Origin of the sequence: Paracoccus pacificus (assembly GCF_042680785.1) — a bacterium.
In the GTDB taxonomy this organism is placed as follows: domain Bacteria; phylum Pseudomonadota; class Alphaproteobacteria; order Rhodobacterales; family Rhodobacteraceae; genus Paracoccus; species Paracoccus pacificus.
In genome coordinates, this window is sequence record NZ_JBHUEN010000020.1 from 70,262 (window position 1) to 94,117 (window position 23,856).

The 23,856-nt window shown below is 64.1% G+C and carries 22 protein-coding genes; 6 read left to right on the plus strand and 16 right to left on the minus strand.

What is annotated here, in order from left to right:
* Positions 1 to 173 precede the first annotated feature (173 nt).
* Positions 174 to 806, minus strand: coding sequence for a hypothetical protein (locus ACFSCT_RS07510; protein WP_379141519.1), 633 nt, complete (start codon positions 804 to 806; stop codon positions 174 to 176).
* Between the two features lie 128 nt (positions 807 to 934).
* Between ACFSCT_RS07510 and ACFSCT_RS07515 the strand changes: the two genes are divergently transcribed.
* The gene (locus ACFSCT_RS07515) at positions 935 to 1,756 is read left to right on the plus strand and encodes an enoyl-CoA hydratase/isomerase family protein (RefSeq protein ID WP_379141521.1); all 822 of its coding nucleotides are present in this window, start codon (positions 935 to 937) and stop codon (positions 1,754 to 1,756) included.
* Positions 1,757 to 1,844: 88 nt separating this feature from the next.
* Here the strand turns inward: ACFSCT_RS07515 and ACFSCT_RS07520 are convergent, their stop codons facing one another.
* Genes ACFSCT_RS07520 through ACFSCT_RS07535 form a run of 4 tightly spaced genes read right to left on the minus strand, consistent with a single transcriptional unit; the run spans position 1,845 to position 6,752 of the window.
* On the minus strand, positions 1,845 to 2,999 hold the full coding sequence (locus tag ACFSCT_RS07520) for an MBL fold metallo-hydrolase (protein ID WP_379141522.1): 1,155 nt from the start codon (positions 2,997 to 2,999) through the stop codon (positions 1,845 to 1,847).
* Positions 2,996 to 4,072, minus strand: a complete 1,077-nt coding sequence (locus ACFSCT_RS07525; protein WP_379141524.1) for an ABC transporter ATP-binding protein — start codon at positions 4,070 to 4,072, stop codon at positions 2,996 to 2,998. The genes ACFSCT_RS07520 and ACFSCT_RS07525 overlap by 4 nt, the downstream gene beginning before the upstream one ends.
* Entirely contained in the window at positions 4,060 to 5,763 is a 1,704-nt protein-coding gene (locus tag ACFSCT_RS07530) for an ABC transporter permease (RefSeq protein ID WP_379141526.1), read from the minus strand. The genes ACFSCT_RS07525 and ACFSCT_RS07530 overlap by 13 nt, the downstream gene beginning before the upstream one ends.
* Positions 5,764 to 5,768: 5 nt before the next feature.
* A complete protein-coding gene (locus ACFSCT_RS07535) occupies positions 5,769 to 6,752 on the minus strand; it encodes an ABC transporter substrate-binding protein (RefSeq protein WP_379141528.1) in 984 nt (327 codons plus the stop codon).
* Between the two features lie 295 nt (positions 6,753 to 7,047).
* Between ACFSCT_RS07535 and ACFSCT_RS07540 the strand changes: the two genes are divergently transcribed.
* On the plus strand, positions 7,048 to 7,788 hold the full coding sequence (locus tag ACFSCT_RS07540; protein WP_379141529.1) for a hypothetical protein: 741 nt from the start codon (positions 7,048 to 7,050) through the stop codon (positions 7,786 to 7,788).
* A gap of 4 nt (positions 7,789 to 7,792) precedes the next feature.
* Here the strand turns inward: ACFSCT_RS07540 and ACFSCT_RS07545 are convergent, their stop codons facing one another.
* Positions 7,793 to 8,449 carry a GntR family transcriptional regulator gene (locus tag ACFSCT_RS07545; protein WP_379141530.1) on the minus strand — a complete coding sequence of 219 codons (657 nt, stop codon included), beginning with the start codon at positions 8,447 to 8,449 and terminating at the stop codon, positions 7,793 to 7,795.
* Between the two features lie 115 nt (positions 8,450 to 8,564).
* On the opposite strand from ACFSCT_RS07545, the gene ACFSCT_RS07550 reads away from it, so the two are divergent.
* Genes ACFSCT_RS07550 through madM form a run of 4 tightly spaced genes read left to right on the plus strand, consistent with a single transcriptional unit; the run spans position 8,565 to position 12,683 of the window.
* Positions 8,565 to 9,902 carry a malonyl-CoA decarboxylase domain-containing protein gene (locus tag ACFSCT_RS07550; RefSeq protein ID WP_379141531.1) on the plus strand — a complete coding sequence of 446 codons (1,338 nt, stop codon included), beginning with the start codon at positions 8,565 to 8,567 and terminating at the stop codon, positions 9,900 to 9,902.
* Between the two features lie 48 nt (positions 9,903 to 9,950).
* Complete coding sequence (locus ACFSCT_RS07555) at positions 9,951 to 11,459, plus strand: malonate--CoA ligase (protein ID WP_379141532.1); 1,509 nt, start codon at positions 9,951 to 9,953, stop codon at positions 11,457 to 11,459.
* Between the two features lie 60 nt (positions 11,460 to 11,519).
* Entirely contained in the window at positions 11,520 to 11,915 is a 396-nt protein-coding gene (madL, locus tag ACFSCT_RS07560; RefSeq protein ID WP_379141534.1) for a malonate transporter subunit MadL, read from the plus strand.
* Positions 11,916 to 11,918: 3 nt separating this feature from the next.
* Positions 11,919 to 12,683, plus strand: coding sequence for a malonate transporter subunit MadM (madM, locus tag ACFSCT_RS07565; protein ID WP_379141536.1), 765 nt, complete (start codon positions 11,919 to 11,921; stop codon positions 12,681 to 12,683).
* Between the two features lie 77 nt (positions 12,684 to 12,760).
* Here madM and ACFSCT_RS07570 read toward each other — a convergent pair whose 3' ends face one another.
* From ACFSCT_RS07570 to ACFSCT_RS07615, 10 genes are all read right to left on the minus strand, one after another.
* The gene (locus tag ACFSCT_RS07570) at positions 12,761 to 13,693 is read right to left on the minus strand and encodes a pirin family protein (RefSeq protein ID WP_379141538.1); all 933 of its coding nucleotides are present in this window, start codon (positions 13,691 to 13,693) and stop codon (positions 12,761 to 12,763) included.
* Positions 13,694 to 13,754: 61 nt separating this feature from the next.
* Entirely contained in the window at positions 13,755 to 14,696 is a 942-nt protein-coding gene (locus ACFSCT_RS07575; RefSeq protein WP_379141540.1) for a ring-cleaving dioxygenase, read from the minus strand.
* Positions 14,697 to 14,810: 114 nt separating this feature from the next.
* Positions 14,811 to 15,800, minus strand: coding sequence for a type VI immunity family protein (locus tag ACFSCT_RS07580; protein ID WP_379141542.1), 990 nt, complete (start codon positions 15,798 to 15,800; stop codon positions 14,811 to 14,813).
* A 23-nt stretch (positions 15,801 to 15,823) separates the two neighbouring features.
* Positions 15,824 to 16,942 carry a DUF4150 domain-containing protein gene (locus ACFSCT_RS07585; protein ID WP_379141543.1) on the minus strand — a complete coding sequence of 373 codons (1,119 nt, stop codon included), beginning with the start codon at positions 16,940 to 16,942 and terminating at the stop codon, positions 15,824 to 15,826.
* Positions 16,939 to 17,913 carry a hypothetical protein gene (locus ACFSCT_RS07590; RefSeq protein ID WP_379141545.1) on the minus strand — a complete coding sequence of 325 codons (975 nt, stop codon included), beginning with the start codon at positions 17,911 to 17,913 and terminating at the stop codon, positions 16,939 to 16,941. The genes ACFSCT_RS07585 and ACFSCT_RS07590 overlap by 4 nt, the downstream gene beginning before the upstream one ends.
* Entirely contained in the window at positions 17,910 to 18,941 is a 1,032-nt protein-coding gene (locus tag ACFSCT_RS07595) for a DUF2169 family type VI secretion system accessory protein (RefSeq protein WP_379141547.1), read from the minus strand. The genes ACFSCT_RS07590 and ACFSCT_RS07595 overlap by 4 nt, the downstream gene beginning before the upstream one ends.
* A gap of 3 nt (positions 18,942 to 18,944) precedes the next feature.
* The gene (locus tag ACFSCT_RS07600; RefSeq protein WP_379141549.1) at positions 18,945 to 19,211 is read right to left on the minus strand and encodes a hypothetical protein; all 267 of its coding nucleotides are present in this window, start codon (positions 19,209 to 19,211) and stop codon (positions 18,945 to 18,947) included.
* Between the two features lie 12 nt (positions 19,212 to 19,223).
* Complete coding sequence (locus ACFSCT_RS07605) at positions 19,224 to 20,318, minus strand: hypothetical protein (RefSeq protein WP_379141552.1); 1,095 nt, start codon at positions 20,316 to 20,318, stop codon at positions 19,224 to 19,226.
* A 54-nt stretch (positions 20,319 to 20,372) separates the two neighbouring features.
* A complete protein-coding gene (locus ACFSCT_RS07610; RefSeq protein ID WP_379141553.1) occupies positions 20,373 to 21,698 on the minus strand; it encodes a hypothetical protein in 1,326 nt (441 codons plus the stop codon).
* Positions 21,699 to 21,702: 4 nt separating this feature from the next.
* A complete protein-coding gene (locus ACFSCT_RS07615) occupies positions 21,703 to 23,769 on the minus strand; it encodes a type VI secretion system Vgr family protein (protein ID WP_379141554.1) in 2,067 nt (688 codons plus the stop codon).
* Positions 23,770 to 23,856: the final 87 nt, after the last annotated feature.

Sequence of the window (23,856 nt, forward strand, 5' to 3'; positions counted from 1 at the left end):
ATTCATCCCACATGCTTGTGTCCAGCCAATATCATCAGCTGAGTAGGAGAATTATCCTGTTGGATGTTTTAATTTAATTCTAACAGACCACCTAGTCGAACCGGGATCATTATCATCGACCTTTAAGAGGTCCATTGAAAGATCAAGCTCATCTGACTGAAAAATAATATCCGTCATGGTGTGTACAACGCGTGGTTAATGACAGGCAGACTATCTCCAAAACGTTGATTGAAAATAATTTCCCATCCATTGACGTTATAGATCTGACCAAACTTAACACTGCCCGATGATGATATTTCATCGCCAGCCCCAAAAAAACTACGCAACGGCCGTTGATCGTTGATCGGGTTCGAAGACTTTTGAAGATACTCACCCATATGCTTAGTTGCATTGGAGTTTACGTAAAACTTATACTCCCCGGACTTCAACTTAAATGTTACGGGAACATTGGTGTTTGGCAGGTTACCAGCAGTTGAAGTGATATTATCCCAAACCGTTCCATTATTTGTCGCCACTCGCGTAGCTGTCAGGACATTCCCACCTTCTGATACGATAGCTACGCCACTAACAACTGTGACGGTAGCGAGACCGGTCTCAGCCCACCTGATCAGCCGGCTGGCATCTTCGGGCTTCATTCCGGCTCCACCCGTTACCCATTCGGCAGGAGTCAGTTGTTCGTTGCCCGTAATGACTTCACTGACGCCGCCGCTGCAACCAAAAATCCCCGAAAAAGCAACTCTTTCACGGCCGCCACCCTCAGTCGACGTCGCAGCCTTCGTTCGCACAAACCCCGGCGAACGGATCACCGTGCGCCCACCGCTCCCGGGCTTGGCAAGGCAGCTTGACGCCCCGGACGATGCCTGCCGCCTTGCCAGTCCTCCACGCGGCGATTACGCATTCTTCGGGATCGGCGCATGCGCTAGCGGGGGGAAAGATGGCGACAGTCCGTTATGTCTCGGTCGAGGATAAGGGTGACGGGGTGGCGCTTCTGACGCTCGATAACCCGCCGCTGAACCTCAACACGCTGACCACGCTGGATAGGCTCCTTGACGCATGCGGGCGGCTGGCGGGGGATCGCACGGTCCGGGCGCTGGTGGTGACGGGCGCGGGGGACAAGGCGTTCTGCGCCGGATCCGACATCACTGAGTTCGCCGCGGTCCGCGAGGATGTGGTGTCCCGCAAGCTGGCGCGCGAAAATGCCGCCTTCACGGCGATCGAACGGCTGCCGTTTCCGGTGATCGGGGCGCTGAACGGTGCCACGCTGGGCGGCGGGGCCGAGATCGCGCTGACCTGCGACATCCGCATCATGGACGAGACCGCGCGCATCGGCTTCCCCGAGGTCAGGCTCGGCGTATTCGCCGGCGCCGGCGGGATCTTTCGCCTGCCCCGCATCGTCGGCCCTGCCCGCGCCTATGAACTGCTTTACAGCGGTGATCTGATCACCGCCGCCGAGGCCGAGCGGATCGGGCTGGTCAACCGGCTGGCGGCCAAGGGGAAGGCGCTTCCCGATGCGCTGGAATGCGCGCGCCGGATCGCGCGCGGGCCGGCCTTGTCGCTGGCGATCATCAAGGCGGGGGTGCGCGATTCGCTTGATCAGACCACGGACCAGGCCATTCAGCGCACGCTGGAGGACAGCCACCGCGTCTTTACCGGCCCCGATATCGACGAAGGCGTCGCCGCCTTTTTCGGTAAACGCCCGGCGGTTTTCACCGCCCTGCGCCCGATCCCGAGCCCGGGCCCGGATGGTGACCGCTGACCGGCGATGCGCCGCCAAGTCGCGCCGTCGCCGTCGGTGATGTCATAACGCTGCGGGGCCACCGATCCCGAATACCCCTCAGCCTTCGCTATAGCCTGTGAACCTGACCGGTGCGGGCCGAGGTGTCGAGGGGCGGGATCGCGGCTTGAAGCGCGATCAGCCCCGGTTCATCGGACGAGTGGCCAAAGACCCGCCCCGCCCCCGCGCCCTGCCAGATCGCCCGGTTCTCCGAGGCGACGGGATGGGTCGGCAGGCGGATCCACGCGGCGCGCCCGGAGTCGTACAGGATACGGGCCGGAGTGTCCGCCGGCAGATGCCCGGTCAGCAGGATCGGCAGTCCGGCCGCGTCGGCCCGTGCCAGCGCCATCGCCGACGGCCCCGTGGCGCCCATCCCGTCCCAGGTCAAAAGCGGCATCGCCGGCAATGGATCGGCATCGTCCCATGGCCGCGCCCGGTCCAGCGCGGCGCGGATCACCGCCACAGCCTCGGGCCGCAGCGCGCCCACGCTTTCAAGCTGGCTCTGGATCGGGGCGATCATGCTGTGATGAATGGCGAAATCACCCTTCAGCAGCGCCAGCACCTCCAACGGCTTGCCCGAGACGGGCAGCGGCAGCAGACAGCCGCCCTTCGCCGCCGCCAGCCAGTCGCGAATTTCCCCGGCGCGCAGCGCCATGCCCCGGTCATCGCCGCCATACGACGCATCAAGCAGGATCACATCGCTGGCCGGGACCGGGTCCATGACCAGCACCGGCGAATGCGGCACCATATCGCCGCAATAGGCGATGCGTTCGCGCCCGGTTTCGACGACATACCATGCGCCGCCCGGCACGTGGCCCGATCGTCCGGTCGGGATACGCAAGCCCCGGCACTCGAGAGTCGCGCCGGGCCGGAACAGATGCAGACGGTGGCCGGGCAAGTCGAACCGGGCCAGATCGGTCGGACAGGCGTAAAGGCGCTGCATGGCGGGGGTCTCGGCCCATGCCTCATGCGACATGTATACCGCGCCCTGAAAGCCGTTGGCGATCAGCCAGCTTAACCCGCCGACGTGATCCTCATGCGCGTGGCTGATGAAAAGCGCATCCAGCCGGGGGATCTCTGCGGGGTCAATCGCCGGGTGATAGGCGTCGGGCCCGGCGCCGACCTTTATCCCCACGTCGAAGATCAGCTTCGCGCCGTCGGTTTCAACACCGACGCTGGTCCGGCCCTTTTCACCGAAACCGCCGTAAAGATGCAGGTTAGTCATGTCGCCGGGTCCGGCGGCAGAACCCACCCCCCGATGACCCTAAGCGCAATCCTGTCGCCGGCCTTCACCCGGCGGTCGTCATCCAGATCAAAGACCAGTTCCAGTTCGGGCTGACCCACCGGATGCGCCTCGATCCGCGAGCCGCCGCCGCGATAGACCGCGCGCGTAACCAGAACCTCGCTGCCGCCGCCGTCATCGCTCACCACGATATCGTGGGACCGCAGGCAGACCTGCGCGCCGATCCCGGGGGGCTGGCCGGCCATGCTGCGCAGCGTGACCTGCTGGCCAAGGATTTCGGCCCTGACCTGCCCGTTCACCTCGGCCGTCAGGACCGAGGCGGGCAGCACGATGCCGTTGGCGATGAAATGCGCGACCATCGCATTCGCGGGCCGGGCGTAAAGATCGCGGGGAGAGGCGAATTGTATCACCCGGCCCCGATCCATCACCGCGATACGGTCGGCCAGCGCCATCGCCTCGGCCTGATCATGGGTGATATAGACGATCGTCGTGCCGGTCCGCTTGTGAAAATCGGCGAACTCATTCTCCATGGCGGCGCGAAGATGCACGTCGAGGTTGGCCAGCGGCTCGTCGAACAGGACCAGCGAGGGCGCCGCGACCAGACAGCGCGCCAGCGCCACCCGCTGCCGCTGCCCGCCCGAAAGGTTCGCCGGGCGCCGGTCGTCCATGCCGGTCAGATCGACCAGCTGCAGCGCCTCGCGCACGCGCCGTTCGCGTTCGGCCTTGGCGACCTTGCCGACGCGCAGCGCGTAGCCCACGTTTTCCGCCACCGACATATGCGGCCACAGCGCGTAATTCTGGAACACGATGCCGACATTGCGCGATTCCGGCGGCTGATGGCGCGACGGCCCCGACATCTCGACGCCATCGATCAGGATCGTACCGGCCGAGATCTTCTCGAACCCGGCGATCGCGCGCAGAAGCGTGGTCTTGCCGCAGCCGGAAGGGCCAAGCACGGCCACGAATTCCCCGTCGCGCAAGTCAAGCGTGACATCCTTCAGCGCCTCGAAATCACCGAACCGCTTGGTGACGCCCTCGATCCTCAGTCCCGCCATGGAAGGACCCCGTTCGGCAGGTGTCTGGCAAGCAGGTTGGTGCCCAGCATCAGCGCGATTGTGGTAAGAACTGTCAGCACCGATACCGCCGCCGCATAAGATGAATCTCCGCCTTGTTCGAATGAAAAGATGATCACGCCGATGGTTTCCGACCCCGACGACCACAGCAGCGCCGACACGGTCAGCTCGCTTAGCGCGGTCAGGAAGATCAGGCAGCCGCCCGCCAGCGTCGCCGGTGCGACCAGCGGAAATATGATCGTGCGCAACCGCATCAAAAGCCCCGCACCCGCGACCTGCGCCGCCTCTTCCAACCCACGGTCAAGCTGGTGGTAACCGACGATGGTCGGCCGCAACGCCAGCACCAGAAACCGCGCGCAATAGGCAAAAAGGATGATCCATATGGTGTTGTAGATCTGGATGCCAAGCAGCGGGATCGGCTTCAGAAACAGCAAAAGCGCCGCGATGGCCAGCACCACGCCCGGCAAGGCATAGGGCAGTTCGACCGAAAAATTCAGGATCTTGGTCCAGCGATTGCGCTGCCAGGCCATCATATAGCCCATCGGCACCGCGATCAGCACCGCAAGCGCGGCGGCCACGAATGACAGCCCGAAGCTGTTGCGAAAGGCGCGGGGCGCGGCGGCATGTTCGGTCAGAACGAATGCGTAATTGGCCAGCGTCAGTTCACTGAGCGTGATCTTGCGGCCATAGGCCGTCACCATCGAGCTTAACGTCAACCCGGTCAGCGGCAGCACCAGAACCAGCACGATCAAAACCGCCAACGCGGCCTCGACCAGCGGCCGCCAACGCCCAAGCCCGAACGGGTCGGGCGGCAGCGAGGTCGCGGTGATGCGATAATCCCGGCGGCGCGAAAACATGTCCTGCAACACGATCCCGGCCAGCGCGATGACGCTGATCAGGATCGACAGGATCGTCACCTCGGTCAGTACCGCCGGCCCGGCGCCGGCCAGTTTCTGATAGATCAGCGTCGGCAGGACCAGATAATTCGCCGGAATCCCCAGAAACGCCGGAATCCCGAAATTGCCGACGCAGGACACGAAACTCAGCGCCGCCGCCCCGATCAGCGCCGGCGTGATCAGCGGCAGGATGATCGTGCGCAATACCGTCCAGCGGGAAACCCCGGCCGATTGCGCCGCCTCGATCAACTCGCGCGGCAGTTTGCGCAACGCGGCGCGGATCATCAGGAACACCAGCGGCCCATACTGAACCCCCAGCAGCAGGACGATGCCCGATTGCGAATAAAGCGGGTTGCGGCTGCCAAGCGGCGGCGCAAGGCCCAGCATCTTCAAAAGCGGGCTGGCCGGTCCGAACAATTGCAGCCAGGCCAGCGCCGTGACCTGCGGGGCGATCAACAGCGGCAGAACATATAGGAACACGAAGATGTGGCGGCCGCGCACGTCCGTCAGCCCAACCGTCAGCGCCACCGCCGTGCCAAGCACCATCGCCAGCGCCGTGCCCATGATGCCGATCTGCAGCGAATTCAGGGTCGCGGTCCAGGTCGACCCGGCCGAGAGTGTTCGGGACAGACTTGCGGCAGCGCTGCCGTTCTGGGGGGCGATCACCTCCCACAACAACCGACCCATCGGCAGGATCGACAGGAGAAAGACAATCGCCGCCACGGCGATGATCAACGCCCGGTCGGAATTGCGATGGTCGCGCGCTGCCGCAGTCACCGGGCTCAGCCCCCGAACATCTCGCCGAATTTGGACTTGTCGCCTTCGGTGGCGGCGGTGATGGCCTTGATGTCGGCGGGGAAGATCTTGATCTCGGCCCCTTCGGGCAGCCATGCCGGTTTTCCGACCGATGCCTTGGCCGGCAGATAACCCTGTTCAAGGGCGAGTTTCTGGCCCGCGTCGGACAGGATGAAATCGACGAATTTCTTCGCATCGGCTTCGTTGTCGGTGGATTTCATGATCGCCACCGGCTCGGTCACGGCGACGACGCCCTCGGGCGGAAACACGAACTCGATCGGCGATCCCTTGGCCTTGGCGTTCAGCGCCATGAAATCGACCAAGATGCCATAGGGCTTTTCGCCAGAGGCGACGGATTTCAGCACCGCGCCATTGCCGCGCACCGCGACCAGACCATTGGCCTTCAGATCCTCGAAGTATTTCCAGCCCATCGAGGTATCGGCGACGAAACTGGACAACAGAAACGCCGCCGCGCCGGAGTAAAGCGGGCTGGGCATGACGATCTGGTCCTTGATCTCGGGCTTGGTCAGGTCGGCCCATGTCGCGGGCTGAACCGGCGCCTCGCTGTTATAGGCGATGCCGGTGGTGATCAGCTTGGACCCGAAATAGGTCTTGTCGGCGTCATAGGTGCCCTCACCCAGCCCGGTCACATCGGCCTCGGGGTAGGACAGCAGGCGATCCTGCGCCTTCAGCCCCTCCATCGAGACGGCATCGGCGATCAGCAGAACGTCGGCCTGCGGCGCGCCGGCGGCGAATTCCGCCGCCATCTTGGACAGGATGTCCGAGGTGCCCGAGCGGAACACCTGCACCTTGACATCGGGGTTAACGGCCTGAAAAGCCTCGACGGTTTTTGCGGCGTCAGCCTCGGGCTGCGAGGTGTAAAGCGTCAGATCGCCGGCATATGCGGCGACCGTCGACAACAATACCGCCGCAGCGGCAGCGGCCCCAAGGCCATTTGCGCGCAGTTTCATCTGGTAGTCCTCCTAGGATCAAATAATCCGTTCCCCCCGGTCGGCCGGGGCCTTGGGTACAGTTGATCTGAACTACTGAGCTCGATCAACAGCAATTGTACAGAACGGCGTGCCATTCGGCGCGCCATACTCCTCGGCATTTGTAACGGCATAGCGACGGTTTTGTATCAGTTTGATGCATATTGCGGGTGCCCGAAGCAAGGTCGAACCAGGCCTCGGTCGCCGCCGGCGCTTGACCCCCGGTTGGCAAAGGCCCAGAGTATTCCGGCCACAACCAAAGCGAACGACATTCGACGTGACCCAGCCCGGCCCCCTGCCCCCCGATCCCGTGCCGCTGCGCGAGGCGCTGCGCGGTTTGCGCCATGCGCTGCGCCGTGGCGGCCGGACCGTCGCCGATACGGTTCCGCTGTCCGCGATGCCGGCCCCGGCGGCCAAGCTGGCGCAGGCGCTGATGCGCCGGGGCGAGGAAATCGCCAGCGGCATCGACACCACGACCTCGATGATCGCGCGGACGCTTCTGCCGGCCGACCGGATGGATGCGCCGACGCTGGCGCTGTTCATCCAGGGCGGCCGCGATGCGGACGGCAGTTTCGCCGCGGTCAGCTATGACGCGCTGTCGGATGTGTTGACCCAGATCGGCGCCGGCGAAAGTTTCGTCAGCGAGGCTGCCGCCCAGCAGGTCTGGACCGCGTTTTCCGCCGACGCGCCGCTTGCGGCGACAGGCGCGAAATCCGCGCTGGCGAAAGAGGCGGCGCGGCTGAGCGTCATGCTTCTGAACGCCCGGGTGATACGCGATGTGAAGCTCGCGCCCGCGACCGACCGGCAGGATCTGACCGCCGAGGCCGTGGCGCCGCTGGCCATCTTTGCGCTGATGCTTTGGCTTCTGGCCGATCATGACGGGCGCGACGATGCGGCGGCGCTGAAATCGGCGGTCGAGGTCTCGGCGCGGATCTCGGCCGATATTTCGCGCGCGGCATCGGTCGGAAACACCGCCCGGCTGGCGCAGTTGCTGGGCGAATTCGCGGCCTGCGTTTAAGCCCCTATCCTTCGGCCCGCAGCGCGGTCACCAGCTCGTGGAAGCGGTCGCCCTGAATGCGGACGTGATCGTTCATCCGCGCCGAGGCCGCATCGCCGTCCCCGGCCTCGATCGCCGCAACGACGCGGACATGTTCCTGCAACGACCGCAACATCCGGCCCCGGACTTGCAATTGCCGGCGGCGATAGGGTTGCAGCATGGTTTGCAGGCGTAGCGCCTCGGATTCCAGAAAGCTGTTGCCCGAGGCGGCATAGATCGCCTGATGAAAGGCCGAGTTCTGGTGATAATAGGCGTCGCTGTCGCCGCGCTCGGCCGCCCGTTCACAGGCCGCCAGCGTGGCGCGGATATGTTCGGCCTGCCCCGGCGTGGCCCGGGTGGCGGCCAGCCGGGCGCAAACCCCCTCAACCTCGGCCATGACCTCGAACCGCTCGGTCAGTTCCACCATGTCAAGCGCGGTCACGAAGGTGCCGCGCTTCGGTTCGATCGAGATCAGCCCGGACACCGCCAGCGCCTGTATCGCCTCGCGGATCGGGGTGCGTGAACAGTTGAACTCGGCCGCCAGCGCATCGAGATCAAGCTTTTCGCCCGGGGCGAATCGCCCGTCGACGATGGCGTTTTCCAGCGTCTGCCGGATCATTTGCGGGCTGCGGCGGTCGGACATCAATGCACCGTGCGTTTTGGCGAATTATCCTTTTTTACCGGTAAAATGTCTATCACCTCCTTTGTTATATACATCACCGATCATTGAATGTATAAGAAAGGCAGGAGGATCACATATGGCACGCCCAAAACTGACGTTCCTGAACGACCTTGTGCAGGCGATCATCGGCGGCGACCGACGCCCGCGCGGCGGCAAGGCGGCCGACGAGGCCGCGACCCGCGATGCGCTGACCCGGCCAGCATCGGAAAGGCTTTCGGCGGCATGCAGCGTGCTGATGGGACGGATCGGGGACGCGGCGCAGGTGGCGGTCGCCGAACAGGCGCTGGCGGCCTATGGCCAGCTCGACCGATCCGAAAAGCAGACCTTCTTCACCCAGCTTCGAGACAATTTCGACGCCGATCCGACGGCCATCCGCACCGCCTTTGCAAACTGGGACGCCGACCCGACGCCGGCCAATCTGGTGCCGCTTTTCGCCGCGGTCGAGCCGCCGCGCCAGACGCTTTTGCGGCGCCTGAACACCGCGCCGGGCGCGACGCTCAGGCTGGTCAACATGCGGGCCGATCTGCTGGCAGCGATCGCCGAGGACCGCGCGCTTGCGCCGCTGGACGCCGATTTCGCGCATCTTCTGTCGTCGTGGTTCAACCGCGGTTTCCTGCGCATCGAACGCATCGACTGGTCCACCCCGGCGGATATTCTGGAAAAGATCATGCGTTACGAATCCGTTCACCCGATGAAAGGGTGGGAGGATCTGCGACGCCGCCTTGCCCCGGCCGACCGCCGCTTCTACGCGTTTTTCCACCCCGCCACGGGCAATGAGCCGCTGATCTTCGTCGAGGTCGCGCTGACCCGCGAGACCCCGGCCGAGGTTGCGCCGATCCTGAACGCGCCCGTGCCAGTGCAGGCCGAGGACGCCGACACGGCCGTGTTCTATTCGATCAACAACACGCTTCAGGGGCTGAAAGGGGTATCGTTCGGCAATTTCCTGATCAAGCAGGTGGTCAGCGAACTTGCCGCCGAACTGCCGGCGTTGAAGACTTTTGTCACCCTGTCCCCGGCACCGGGTTTCGCCAACTGGCTTGCCGCCAACAAGGACAAGCGCGCCGCGGCCCTTTCGGAACAGTTGAAACAGGTCGCATGGCAATCCGACCCGGCCGAGATCGACCGCCTGAAACCCGAGGTCGAGGCGCTGGCCGCAGCCTATTTCACCGCCGCCAAGGATCGGACTGGCGCGCCCCGCGATCCGGTGGCACGCTTTCATCTGGGCAATGGCGCGGCGGCATGGCGTGTCAACTGGCCCGCCGATCTGTCCGAAACCGCCATGAAACGGGCCCATGGCGTGATGATCAACTACCTGTATGAGCCCGGCGCCATCGAGGCCCAGCACGAGGCTTTTGTCCGCGACGGCACGATTGCGACGGGCGCCCCGCTGAAGGACGTTCTGGCGCGCCAATAAAAGAAAGCCAAAAGAAGGCCAATAAAGGAAGGGAGGAAACAGGAACCGATGCAGACGATCTATGAAAGTTTCATCGCCTCGGCCGGGGCCAACCCCGACAAGGCGCTGTTCGAGCAGCCCGGCAAACCGGACATCACCTACGCCGGGACGCGGGATCTGGTCCAGCGGCTGGCCGCCGTCCTGACCGCGATCGGCGTGCAGCCCGGCGACCGGGTCGCGGTCCAGACCGACAAAAGCCCCGAGGTGGTGGCGCTTTATCTTGCCACGCTGCAGGTCGGCGGGGTCTATCTGCCGCTGAATACGGCCTATACCGGCGCCGAGATCGACTATTTTCTGGGCGACGCCGCGCCGCGTCTGTTCGTCTGCACCCCCGCCACGCTGGATCAGCACAAGCCGCGCGAGACCGCCGGGTTGCGGGTCGAAAGCCTTGGCGCCGCGGGCGACGGCTCGCTTCTGGAACGGGCGCAGACCGCCGAGCCGCTGGCAGTGGCCGTGCCGCGCGGGATGGGCGATCCGGCCTCGATCCTTTACACCTCGGGGACAACCGGGCGGTCGAAGGGCGCGGTGCTGACCCATGGCAACCTCGCCTCGAACGCGGCGGCGCTGATACAGGCATGGCGGTTCAGCGGCGAGGATCGCCTGATCCACGCCCTGCCGATCTTTCACATCCATGGGCTTTTCGTCGCCGTGAACATGACGCTGGTCGCCGGCGCCACGATGATCTTTCTGTCGAAATTCGATGCCGAGGAAATCATCGCGCTGATGGGCGATGCGACCGTGTTGATGGGCGTGCCGACCTTCTACACAAGGCTGCTGAAATCCGACCGGCTGACCCCGGATGCGGCCGCGAAGATGCGGCTTTTCGTCTCGGGGTCGGCGCCGCTTCTGGCCGAGGATCACGCCGCATTCGAACGCGCGACCGGCCACCCTATCCTAGAACGTTACGGCATGACCGAAACCGGCATGATCACCACCAACCCCTATGACGGGGCGCGCAAGCCCGGCGCGGTGGGCATGCCCCTTCCCGGGATCGAGATCAGGATCACCGACCGCGAAACCGGCGCGCCGCTGCCCGACGGTCAGATCGGCGCCATCGAGGTGCGCGGCCCGAACGTGTTCGACGGCTACTGGCAGATGCCGGAAAAGACCGCCGCCGAGTTCCGCCCCGACCGTTTCTTCATCACCGGCGATCTGGGCCAGATCGGCGATGACGGCTATCTGCGCATCGTCGGCCGCGACAAGGATCTGGTCATCTCGGGCGGCTATAACGTCTATCCGAAAGAGATCGAGGAGGCGATTGACGATATTCCCGGGGTTCTGGAAAGCGCGGTCATCGGCCTGCCGCATCCCGATCTGGGCGAGGGCGTGACCGCCGTCGTGGTGCCGCAAAAAGGCGCGGATCTGGATGAGAAGGCGATCATCGACGCAATCCGCGACAAACTCGCCAGGTTCAAGCAGCCAAAAAGGGTCCTGTTCGTGGACGAATTGCCGCGCAACGTGATGGGCAAGGTGCAAAAGGCCGAACTGCGCAAGAGCTACGCAAAACTCTATACATAAAATAATCGCGTTACCGGGCATAAACCCGCCCGCCCGACATCATCCAAGGAGGAGTGGATAATGATTATTTACGGAACCGCCATTCTGGCGGCCTGCCTGATCGTGGGCACGATCGTGGGCGACGCGCTTGGCGTCCTTCTGGGCGTGGACGCCAATGTCGGCGGCGTCGGCTTTGCCATGATCCTGCTGATCGTGCTGACCGACCGGCTGCGCCAGCGCGGTCATTTCCCCCCGATCAGCGAACAGGGCGTCCTGTTCTGGAGCGCGATGTACATCCCGATCGTGGTCGCCATGGCCTCGACCCAGAATGTCGTCGCCGCCGTCGCCGGTGGCCCGATCGCGCTTTTGGCGGGCGTCGGGGCGACGGTGATCTGCTGGGCGCTGGTGCCGGTAGTCTCGCGCATCGGAGGTGCCGAGGAACCGCTGCCGCCGCAAAGCGAAGCCGAGGAGGTCTGAGCCATGGAACTGATCTCGGACGTTCTGATCAAAAACGGCCTTCTGTTCGCCTTCGTCATCGTGGGGGTGGTGATGTGGCTCAGCTATCGCGTGTCGAACCGGCTGACGCAGGGGCGGCTGCACGGCTCGGCCGTGGCCATCATCATCGGCCTGGTTCTGGCCTATGTCGGCGGTGAGATCACCGGCGGCAAGAAAGGTTTGTCAGATATTGCTCTGTTCGGGGGGCTTGGCCTGATGGGCGGCGCGATGCTGCGCGATTTCGCCATCGTCTCGACCGCTTATGGCGCGGATTTGGGCGAGATCCGCAAGGCCGGCATCGTCGGCGTGCTGTCGCTTTTCTTCGGGATATTCCTGTCGTTCATCACCGGCGGCGTGGTCGGGCTGATGTTCGGCTATACCGATGCCGTCAGCCTGACCACGCTGGGCGCGGGCGCGGCCACCTATATCGTCGGGCCGGTCACCGGCACCGCGCTTGGCGCCTCAAGCGAGGTGATCGCGCTGTCGGTCGCGGCAGGGCTGGTCAAATCGGTTCTGGTGATGATCGGAACGCCGTTCATCGCGCCGCTGATCGGGCTGAACAACCCCAAGTCGGCGATGGCCTATGGCGGGCTGATGGGAACGACCAGCGGCGTGGCGGGCGGTCTGGCCGCCACCGACAAGCGGCTGGTGCCTTACGGCGCGATGACCGCGACCTTCTACACCGGGCTCGGCTGTCTGCTGGGGCCGTCGGTCATCTATCTGATGTTCCGGGCCATGTTCGGCGCCTGATACCGGCATCCCCGCACCGAAAAGGCCGCCGGGCACAAGCCACGGCGGCTTTTTTTGATCGGTTTCAGCGCATGCGGTCAGGGGATCGGGATGAATTCGTCCCGGTCGTCCTGCGGCAGATCGAACATGCCCTTGCCCCAGTTGGCGGCCTGCCATTCCCGCTTGGCATGCGCGATCTTTTCCTCGGACGAGGCCACGAAATTCCACCACACGTAACGCGGCCCGTTCAGCGTCGCCCCGCCCAAAGCCATAAGCCGCGCGCCCTGCGGACCGGCGGCGACGGTGATGCTGTCGCCCGGGCGGAACACCATCATCTGGCCCGCGTCGAAGCTCTGACCCGCAATCGTGACGCTGCCTTCGGTGATGTAAAGACCGCGGTCCTCGTGATCGTCGGGCAGCGGAAAGCGCGCGCCGGCCGTCAGCGTCACGTCCAGATAAAAGGTTTCCGAATATAGCGTCGCCGGCGCCTTCTCGCCATAGGCATGGCCAAGGATCAGGTTGGCGCGGACGCCCTCGGCCTCGATCACCGGCAGGGTTTCCTTGCCGTGATGTTCGAAGATCGGGTCCATGTCCTCGCGGTCTTCGGGCAGCGCGATCCATGTCTGGATGCCGTAAAGGCTGCTTGGCCCTCGGCGCGCTTCGGCCGAGGTGCGCTCGGAATGGGTGACGCCCTTGCCCGCGACCATCCAGTTCACCGCCCCGGGCAGGATCACCTGATCGGTCCCAAGGCTGTCGCGGTGGTGAAAATCGCCACGGTAAAGATAGGTGACCGTGCCAAGACCGATATGCGGATGCGGGCGCACATCGACCCCCTGCCCGGTCAGAAATTCGGCCGGCCCCGCCTGATCGAAAAAGATGAATGGCCCGACCATCTGCCGCTTGGGCGCGGGCAGCGCCCGCTTGACCTCAAAACCGCCAAGGTCGCGCGCGCGGGGGATGATCAGCGTCTCGATCGCATCCACGCCGATGTCGTCGGGGCAGCCCGGGGCAAGCGCAGGGTTCCAGCTCATCTTGCAGTTCTCCTTCAAATGAAACCGCGGCCCCGCCATCGGACGGGGCCACGGTGTGATGTCAAACCAAGGGCTTCAGACCGGCCTCGATCTGGGCCCGGCGCGGCTCGAGGAACGGCGGCAGGGACAGACCTTCACCCATCGTCTCGAACGGCTCGTCGGTGGCAAAGCCCGGACCGTCGGTGGCGATTTCAAACAGGTTGCCGCCGGGTTCGCGGAAATAGAGGCTGCGGAAATAGTAGCGGTCGACCTCGCCCGAATTCGGCAGCCGCACATCGCGCAACCGCTCGGCCCATTGCCGGATCGACGCATCGTCCGGCGTGCGGAAGGCGACGTGATGGACCGCGCCCGCGCCTTGCCGCGCCACCGGCAAGCCCGGTTGAACGGCGACATGCAGTTCGGCCGAGGGGCCGCCACCGCCCATTTCAAACACATGCACCTGACCCTCACCGTCGGGGCTGGCGTAGTCGCGGACCCGGCGCATGTTCATGACCTGCGTCAGCACCGCCTCGGTCGGTCCCAGATCGGGCACCGAGATGGTGATCGGGCCAAGGCCGCGGATCTGGTGTTCCGCCGCGACCGGGCTTCGCGCCCAAGGGTGGGCCTCGCCGGGCAGGTCGGCGGTCAGACGCAGGCGCTGGCCCTCGGGGTCCTCAAAGTCGAGCGTACCGCGCCCGTCCAGCGTGCCGATATCGCCGACGGTCAGCCCGGCGTCACGCAGCCGGCCGGCCCAGAAATCAAGGCTCGCCTCGTTCACCCGCAGCCCGGTCCGGCTGATCGAATGGGTGCCGCGGCGTTCGCGGCCCACCGGCCAGTCGAAAAAGGTGATGTCGCTGCCGGGGCTGCCGGCCCCATCGGCGAAGAACAGGTGATAGGCCGAAGTGTCGTCCTGATTGACGGTCTTTTTCACCCGGCGCAGGCCAAGCGTATCGGTGTAGAACCGATTGTTCGCAGGCGCGTCGGCGGTGATCGCGGTCAGGTGGTGAATGCCGGTAAGGTCCATGATGACCTCCTTTCGTTGGATCGAATATCGACCCCGAACCCCGACTATACCAGTCCACGGCGGCAGAAGTCAGGGTTCGACAGATGCGAACACCCCGCGCGCACCGCGGCCTGTTCAGGATGCGTCGAAACGCCTGATCCAGTCCTCGGTCGCCTCCATCGCGTTCACATCCTGGGGCGTCGAAAGGAACGGCATCTGCCAGTCGGTAAAGCGCAGCGGCCGCAGCAATTCGTTCACTTCACGATAGGGTTTGGGAATGTCGCCCCGGTTGATGTCGCCGATCCGCGGGGTGGGACCGGCCTGAAACACCATGCCGCCGTCAAAGGGGTGAAGCACGACCTCATCGGACAGAATGTCCTGCGCGGCCTCCATCCCGCCGATTTTTTCGAACATGGCGCTGTCGATGGCGGTCAGCCAGTTCACATCCAGAATGACATCCGTCGCCGGCTCGATCTCTAGCGAAAAGCCGGTCAGGTCATTGTAAAGAAGGCCCGGAAAGCGGCGATAGATCGGATAGGCGTCGCGCTGGGGCCTGTTGCCCAGGGTCAGCAGAGAAAAACCCTGAACGGCATAGAAAATTTTCAGCGCCGCGCAGGTGGCGACGAAATCCGCGACCACGGTGTCGGGATGATCACGCAGCGCCTTCAGACGGGTCAGGTATTGAAGCTCTCCGTTCGTGCTGACGAGGCCCGGTATAAGGCAACTGAACCAATCATGCACCGGATCGCCGTTGCGCATCGGCTCGGGGTAATTGTGCTTGATATAGAACCCGCCGTTCTGCCGCCTGTCCCAATACCGCCGCGCCGCCCGTCCCTCGGTCAGTTTATTCCGGATATCATCCCGCGACTTGATCGTGAACGTCGGGCCGGCGCTCATGAAATTGCAGCGGCCGTCCGTACGGTCGTAATAGCCCTCGGCCAGGTCGATCATGACCTCCCGCCGGTCAACCTGTTCGTCGCGGGCGAAGTAGAAATCCGCCGCCAGCCCGAACAGCCAGCGCGTGACCCCGGTTTCCGGAAATTCCACCGTATCGAGTTCGGCGAGCCGGTCTTCCGCCTCAAGCTTGGCGAGGATCGGGATAAGCTGTGAAAGATCAAGCGCCATGACGTATTCGCCTTTGAACGGGATCAGAATTTCGGAACTGGGATCGGAATACGACCACCGGGTCCCGGCAGGATAATCGGCGCTTTACCCATCGCGTCAATGATGTCGCGCATGGTCTTGTCGAACTGCCGCTGCCTTTCCCATTCATAGTCCTGAATGGCGGCCTCGCAATTCTTGCAGCGTTCAAGAACCCAGAACTCTTCGTATTTCGCCCGATGTTTGCGCGCAATGGTGCGATAGGCGCGGTCCTTGACGTCGTTGTTGGCCTTGTCGCCCGGGAATTTCATGTCGTACATCTCGGTCATATTGCCACGATCAACCTTGACGACATCCATCCAGCGCGAGCCGCGCACGTTGAACCATTTATAGCCCTGCCACGGCGCCCGGCGCGGTATGCGGGGGAAATCATGCTCTCCGCCCGAGAAGATCACCTGACCCGGCGGCTTGGTCGGGGCGATGTTATCCGGATTGGTTGGATCCCAGAACCCGACTTCGGGGATATATCCGTCACCCTGCCATGGTTTTTCGGCGTTCAAGGGCGCAAGCCCGCGGTCCGGATAAATCGCCCGCAGCGACTTTTCCACACAGCGCTGATAACGACCGGGTGCGACATCCTCATCCACCGGCGCGAAGTAGTTATCGACGGCGTCCAATGCCTTGGTTGCAGGGGTTCGCGGCCTCAGCCCGGCGTAACAGAAACAGCCGATACGGCACATCATCTCATAGCTGGTTTCGTTCGGGACCAGCTTATTGGTGTAATACCCCGCCAGCGAGGCCGCGTTGCCGTGGTTCATCAACATGCGGTCGGTCAGCCGAGTGGCCGCGCGTTCGTTCAGATAGACGTTCGGCGACCAGCTCAGCCACGTCGCCTCGTCCTGCACGGTGTTCGACTTGACCCCCTTGCCGCGCCCGGGCTCATCGCCATAGGAAATCCTGAACCGCGATCCGCGAACGCCGCAAATTTCTCCGCCATGCGAGAAGACGTCGGTGGTCGCGTTATCCAGATCGCGGGCAAAGGCGACGTTCACATAGGGGATCGGCGCGCCGGGGGACCGGCACACATCCGGTATCGTCGACATGGTAAAGCCGTCCGATGCCTTGTGGCAAAGCGTCAGCCCGTTGATGGTGACCGTTTCCTTCATGCCGGATCCTCCGTGGCGCGGAACAGGGCCCCGACCCGCAGGCCCGAGGCCGAGCGCGCCGCGACCAGCGCCGGACGTTCGCCCTGACAGGCCAGCGCCGCCAGTATCAACCCCGTGGCCGCGCCGGGATAGCCGATCTGTTCCATCAGCGTCTCGACCCGGTCCGCGAGCCCCGCGACCGCCGGACCGGCCGAGGCGACGGCAAGGCCAAATTCCTCGGTCCCGTCGCGCGAACCGTTCAGATCGACCAGCAACCGCGCCGGCGCGGGCTGACCGTCAAGCGCATCGCGCATGACGGCGGCAAGCGCGCGGCCAAGGATCCCGCGATCCGTGTCCTCGGGTTTTTCAGTCTCGGTCTGGCGGGTGATCCCGGGCAGCCAGGCCATCGGATCGCCGCCCGGCCCGACGGCAAGAACCGCCGCGCCCTCGCCCGGGATCGTCCCCCAGGGGTTGGTCGAACTGAACAGCCGCTGCTGAACGATCATCCAGTCGATCAGGCGCGCGTCGATCAGGCTGTCCACGGCCGCGACATAATGCAACGTGTCGGGTGCCCGCGCTTGCAGCAAGGCCAGCGCCTCGGCCGCCTCGCCATAGACAAACCGGACCTCGCTGACCCGCGGCGCCAGACGATCCTCGATTTCGCGCCGGAACCACGCCTCGCTTTCGGAACCGCCCACCATTTCGGGCAATTGCAGGACCAGCGGCGCGCGCATCCGGATGTCACGCGCGGCAAGCTGGGCCATGCAGTCCACGAACGCGGTTTCGAACAGCATATAGATGCGGTGATGATAGTCGCGCATCTTTTCCGGGGGCATGACCGCGCCCATCACCACCGGAAAGCCGTCGACGCCGATCATGCCGCGATCCTGCGCGATGAAACGCTCGCCCATGCGCAGCGCGGCGGCCACGCTTTGCAGGTTGTCGCCGGCCGGGCAATTTACGCCGGCGGCCTGTATCGCGATCCCGCTCATGCCCTGATCCCCGACATCTGGACCACCAAAAGCGCCGTCCGCTCCAGCAGGTGATCACGTCCGGTGCAGGGGGTCGCGGCGTTCCACACCATGCGGACCCGGCGTTGCGCCGCGTCGATTTGAACAGAGATCAACCGCATCCGGGCCGTGTCGGTCGCGCCGCCGATACGGCAAGTCTGCGCCATCACCACCTGCGGCAGGCGAAAGCTCCATGCGCCTTCCTCGTGCATGCCGGTGATCGTGACCCGCTCGCCCCCCGCCATGATCCCGGGATAGACCTGGTCGGCGGGGGCGGCCTGATGAAAGGCCGGGTCGAAATCGGCCGGCAGCAGCGGCGCCACGTTCCTTTGCCACGCGGCATCGAACGTCCCGGCATGGCGGCCGCGCACCGGCCATGCCGGATGAACCAGACCGGTTCCGGCGGGCGTCGGCATGGGCTTGTCGGGCTGAATATCCTCGCCCGCGCGGATCAGTTGCGGCATGGCGATGCTGTCACCCGAACGGGCACGCGACAGGTTCAGCGACCAGCCCTTGCCGACCGGATTATCGGGGCAAAGCGCATCGTCCTGATCGGGTGCGAACGGGTCGCGGCCGCCAAGCGCCACGTCCCAGCCGATCGCCAGCCGGTCGATGCCGGTCTCTTCCGGCTCGACCTTCCAGCCCCAGCGCCCGCGCCGCAACACGGCTGCCGGCCGCGCCTGCAAGCGGCGCGACAGCTTTCCGATGTCCAGCCCGATGTCGATCCACGGCGCCTTGCGGCCGCCCGGTGCGACCGCATCGCCGGTGATGATGATGTCGGTATTCGGGCGGAAAGGCACCAGATCGGCATCATGCAACAGCGCCGCCGCATCCTTTCCGCCAAAGATCGGCACCAGGCGCGGGTCGCCGGCCTCAAGCTGGCGGCAGGTGTGCTGATCGACGGGTTCGAATACGGCAACGACCGCGCTGCACCGCACCTCGGCCCCGCGGGCGTCGCGCGCGAAACCTGCGGTGGCGGCGAAAGGCGTGTCGTTTGTCAGATCCCACATGAGTCAGTTCAGGTCGATCCAGCCACCCCGAAGGGAGATGTTGCGTTCCGCATCCTGCAATATCCGCTTGCCGGTGATCGAGATCGTGCCGTCCGGGTCCAGACGGATCCGGCATTCGCCATGCGCGATGACCAATGGCCGGTTCGGCCCGGAAAATTCCAGAACCGAGGCGAAATGCGCCAGTTTCATCAGTTGTTCGTCGCTCAGCCGCGGGGTGTCGACGGCCGCCTCCTGATCCTTGTCATCGGTTTCGGGCAGGTCGGTGATCATTGGAACGTCCCCTTACTCACTGGCGCCGAACTGGCGGCGCAAATCGTCGACGACAAGGCGCTGGATGAAATTGGCGTGCATCAAAAGGCCCATCGCCTCCTGATCGGTGGGATAGGCGGTGATCGCCGAATAGCCGACCACATCGGTGGGAAGGGCCAGAAAGAACCCCGCTGCGCCCATCGGCCGGTGTTCGGGCGCGTCCAGCCGGTCCAGAAACAGCATCCCGGGCGTGTCGGGCCTGAAGCCCGATATGTTATCCTCTTGCATCGGCCGGCGCGTGGTCTTGACCTCGGGCAGCAGGTTTTCCAGCAGCAGATCCGAGGTGCCGCTGGCGATGTCGCGCAAGGGCGCGTCGGCGGCCTTCGCGCCTTCAGGCACGGTGATACCGAAAATACCGATGGCGCTGTTGCCGCCCTGATCGGCACGGTCCAGATAGACGGCGGCCGCGATCGGCCGGCCGCCCGCATCGGCGTCGGTGAACACCTTCCAATGCGGCGGCAACCCATAGTCGAATGTCGCCCCGGACGGCAGCGTTATGCTGTGCCGCACCAGCCCGGCCATGATCGGATCGTCGGCCGGTTCGGTGAACTCGAGCGAGCCGATAAAGGCGGCAAGCTGGGGGCGCAGCCGCTCCAGCTCATCGGCGTTGGTCCGGGCGCGGATGATCAGCAGTGCGTCGCCCCGCCGCCAGACGCTGATCCGCACCCGCCAGTCAAAGCCGCTGGTGGTTTCGCCGGTCAGAACCTCGCCGAAATCGAACTGGTTGCCGTCGACGCCGAAATTATCGGGGCCCCATTTCGACGCGAACAGCCGGCCGTAATCGGCGGGCAGCGCGACCCGTTCCGGGATGATGCGGGCGCCGTAGATCGAGATTTCCAGCTTGTCGCGCTCGGCCGGTTCATAGCCCAGCCACAAACGGCGAAATTCGGTGAAAAGCGCGGATTCGGCGAATTCGGTCACCTCCTCCTCATTGTCGAACCAGTCGAGCTGTTCGGGAAACGCGGTGCGGAACACCAGCGTCGGAAAGCCGGGCATGGCCAATTCCAGATCGCTGAGCGCGGCCTTTTCGCGTCCAAGATCGGCGCTGATCTGATCCTCATCTGCCATAGCCTGCCCTTCCAAATAAATTCAAACGCCGCAGCAAGTCCTGCGCACCGCCCGTCACCAGCTGCCGCCGGCGCCCTTGCCGCTGAATCCGCCCCATGAGCCGTTGCCGTACCCTCCGCCACCCGACTGTTGAAGCGAGGCGCCGGTGCCGGGCGTCGGTTTGATCAGGTTCCACAGCTTGTCCAGCCCGGTCAGGCCGCCGCCGGCCTTGGCGCCGAGCCCGACGCCCAAACCAAGTTTGGCACCGGCCTCGGCGCGCAACTTGCCCTTTTTGTATCCGCCTTGCGCATGCGCCTCGGCCTGCGCACCGACGGCCCCGCTGACCTCGCCATTCAGGACGATGCCGAAATCCCAATCATCGTTCAGCCCTTCAAGATTGGTGTCGAATAACCGATTGATCAGCTTGGCGGCGCCGCGGGTAATCCGCGTCGGGGTCAAGGCGATCTCGCCGCCGATCTTGCCTTCGACCACGTTCGCCGAGGCCGAAAGCTTTCCGGTCAGGGTCGCTTCCTCTGCGGTCAGCTTCACCTCGCCCTTGCCTTCTGCCTGGGCGCGCAATACCGCAGCCTCGGCCTCGGCGCTGACAAGGCCGTCCTTGTTCATGGTGGCATTGCCCTTGAGCGCATAGGCCTCGGCCGTTCCGGAGATTTCCCCTTCGACCCCCTTGCTGGTCACCGCACCCTTTAGCTTCCCTTTGGAGCCATAGCCAAGTACCGCGCCGCTGCCCGCAAAGAAGCTGTCGGCGTTACCAAATGTACCGCTAGCTACCGAAGTTTTTTTGACATCTCCCGTGTCCCAGAGTTCCTTCGACACCTCGGCGATGGTGTAATCGGTTTCTTTCCATTTCTTGGCGAAATCCTCGCCGAGATTGTCCCTGAACATGTCGCTCGGGTTTCGGCGCGTATAACCGGATTTGATATATTCGCGAATGCCGGCCTGGCGCCGGCCAAGGAAATCATCGCGCCCCTTGGCGGATTTTTCGGCCTGCCCGAACTCCCATTTCGGATCCTTTTTTTCGTCCGCCTTTTCCTCTTCCTTCTCCTCCTCCTTGGACGGCGGGACCAGATAGTTCCAGCCCATCGGCTGCACATAACTTTGCAACCCGGGGATGGAATAGGGGTCGAACTTCTGGTCCTTCGAGGTCCCGAGCATCGGCGACCACGGCGCGGAAGGTGTCTGCGGCTGCTGCGCCGGCGGCAGGAACGGCGGTCCCTTCCATTGCTGATACTTGCTGGTGTCGACGCGCAGCATGCTGATCGTCGGTTCCCGCCCCTCGCGACGGTTGGGCATCACGCCGGTGATCATCCACAGGTTCGGCTGCGTGCCGCCGGGTGGTGGCGATCCGTTGCCGGGGGTCGCTTTGCCCTGACTGTCGCTCATCGGATCAGTTCTGCGAGATTTTCGGGGCTTTAAGCCGGATATGCTTGCCCTCGATGATGATCTCGCCTTCCTTCGACATCGACAGCATCGAATTCTTGCCGACCTTGATGGTCAGTTGCTCGCCCACGCGGATGTTGTGGATGCGGCCGATGTCGGTATCGGCGCGCCCGCGCACGATCAGGCTGTGCGATTTGCCCACCGTGGTCTGATAGGTATGCCCGACGATCACGCTTTTCGCGGCGCCGACGAGTTCCGACGAGCCGATGCCGACGACCTCCGAGCGGTTCTTTTCGATGAAAAGCTGATAATTGCCCTTGGCGAAGTTGAACGGGTCGGGAAGTTTCAGCTTGCCCATGGCCGAGCCGAGCGCATCGAACAGAAGCTTCGATTTGCTGCGCAGCAGATCGGACAACGGGTTCTTGCCGACCGCGATCGAGACGTTGCCGGCAACCACTTCGTCATGATCGCCGCCGACCTCGATCGACTTGTCGTTCTTGACCACCTCTTGCTGGTTGTGGCCGACCTCCTTGGCGCGGTCGTTCAGCACCTCGATGTTCATGTCCTTCTGGGCATGCATGAAGATTTCTTCACCGCCGGCCTGATCCTCGAAGCGCAGTTCGTTGAAGCCCTTGCCGGTCTGGTTGCCGTCATGGGTGTTGGTGCGGAAGGTCGAGCGGGTCTTGTTGCCCGGCAGGCCGTAAGGCACCCCGTTCCGGCCGTTATAGACACAGCCCGTGACCAGCGGCTTGTCGGGGTCCCCTTCCAGAAATTCGACCACGACCTCCATGCCGATGCGCGGGATGACGATGCCGCCCCAGCCGCCGCCGGCCCAGTTCTGGCTGACCCGGCAGCGCATCGAATGGGCGCCCTGCAGATCCCAGTGGAACCTGACCAGAATGCGGCCATAGTCGTCGCAGTCGATCTCGCCCTCGCCCACCACCATCGCGGTCTGCGGGCCGTTCACCACCGGAATATCGGTGCGGCGCGGCGGCACCATCGGCGCGGTGTCGGGCATCAGCACATAGGAGCCCGAATAGGCATAGCCGTCGCTGCCCATGCCGCCCGAGCCATAGGCCTCGCTGACGAAGTGATGGCTGGCGGAAAGGCAGATGTAACTTTCGCCCGAGCCGGGAACCTTGTCGCCGGTCAGGGTCAGACGCGTGCCGGCGGTCAGGCTGACGCAATCGCCGACCGCCCGGTTGCGCCGGTCGCCGCCACGTTCGCCGGCGGCACGCAGCCGCGATACCAGATTGCCCTGATCCAGCGCCGGATAATCGCCGGGATAGTCGAAACTTTCGATCTTGCCGTTATCATAGGCGGCATCGCCCAGATGATCGGCCTCCATCGCCTGATCGGGTTTCTTGAAATTGTAATCGGTCAGCCGGATCGCGCCGGTGGTGATGTTCCGCTCGGGCGCCCAGTCCCAGAAATGTTCCTGATCATAGTGGTGATGCCCTTCGAACCGCTTGAAGGGCCGCGCGCCGATGCTGTCATGGGACAGCACGTCATCGGTCAGCACCATGGTGTGGCTGCCGTTGGCGTGGCGGAAATAGAAGCTGATCCCGTGCCGCTCCATCTGGCGGCGGGCGAAGTTCAGGTTCGATTCGCGGTATTGCACCGTGTATTCAAGGGTCGGATAATCCTTGGTCAGCTTGAATTCGAAGGCCGGCTGACCCAGCCCGGCGTATTCGCCCAGAAGCTCCTGCAGGATCTGCACCACGGTCATGTTGTGAAAGATGCGCTGGTTCCGGCGCTGCCCGGCCAGCCAGAACCACGGGCGCAGCGTGAGGTCATAGCGGTGCCCGTTCTCACCCACCCCCGCCCAGCGGGCGCTGGTGACGATGCCGTCGAAGGGCCGCATCACCTGATGCGCCTCGATCTCGACCGTGGCATGGGTGCCGATCAGCGCGTCGAAATCCAGATCATCCGTGGCCGCCAAGGCCTCGACCCGATATTCGAACAGATCGTTAAGGTGGTCGCTGCCGTCAAACCGCAAAAGCGCGAGAACATCGGGACCCAACTGGGTGGTCAGACGCCCGAGTCGTTCAACCTGCTTGAACGGCGCATTCATGGCAAACCCCCCTCGCCAACAAAACCTACATATCAGCAACGTGCAGAAGAATGCCCACGACCGCGGACGATTCAACCCCAAAAAAGA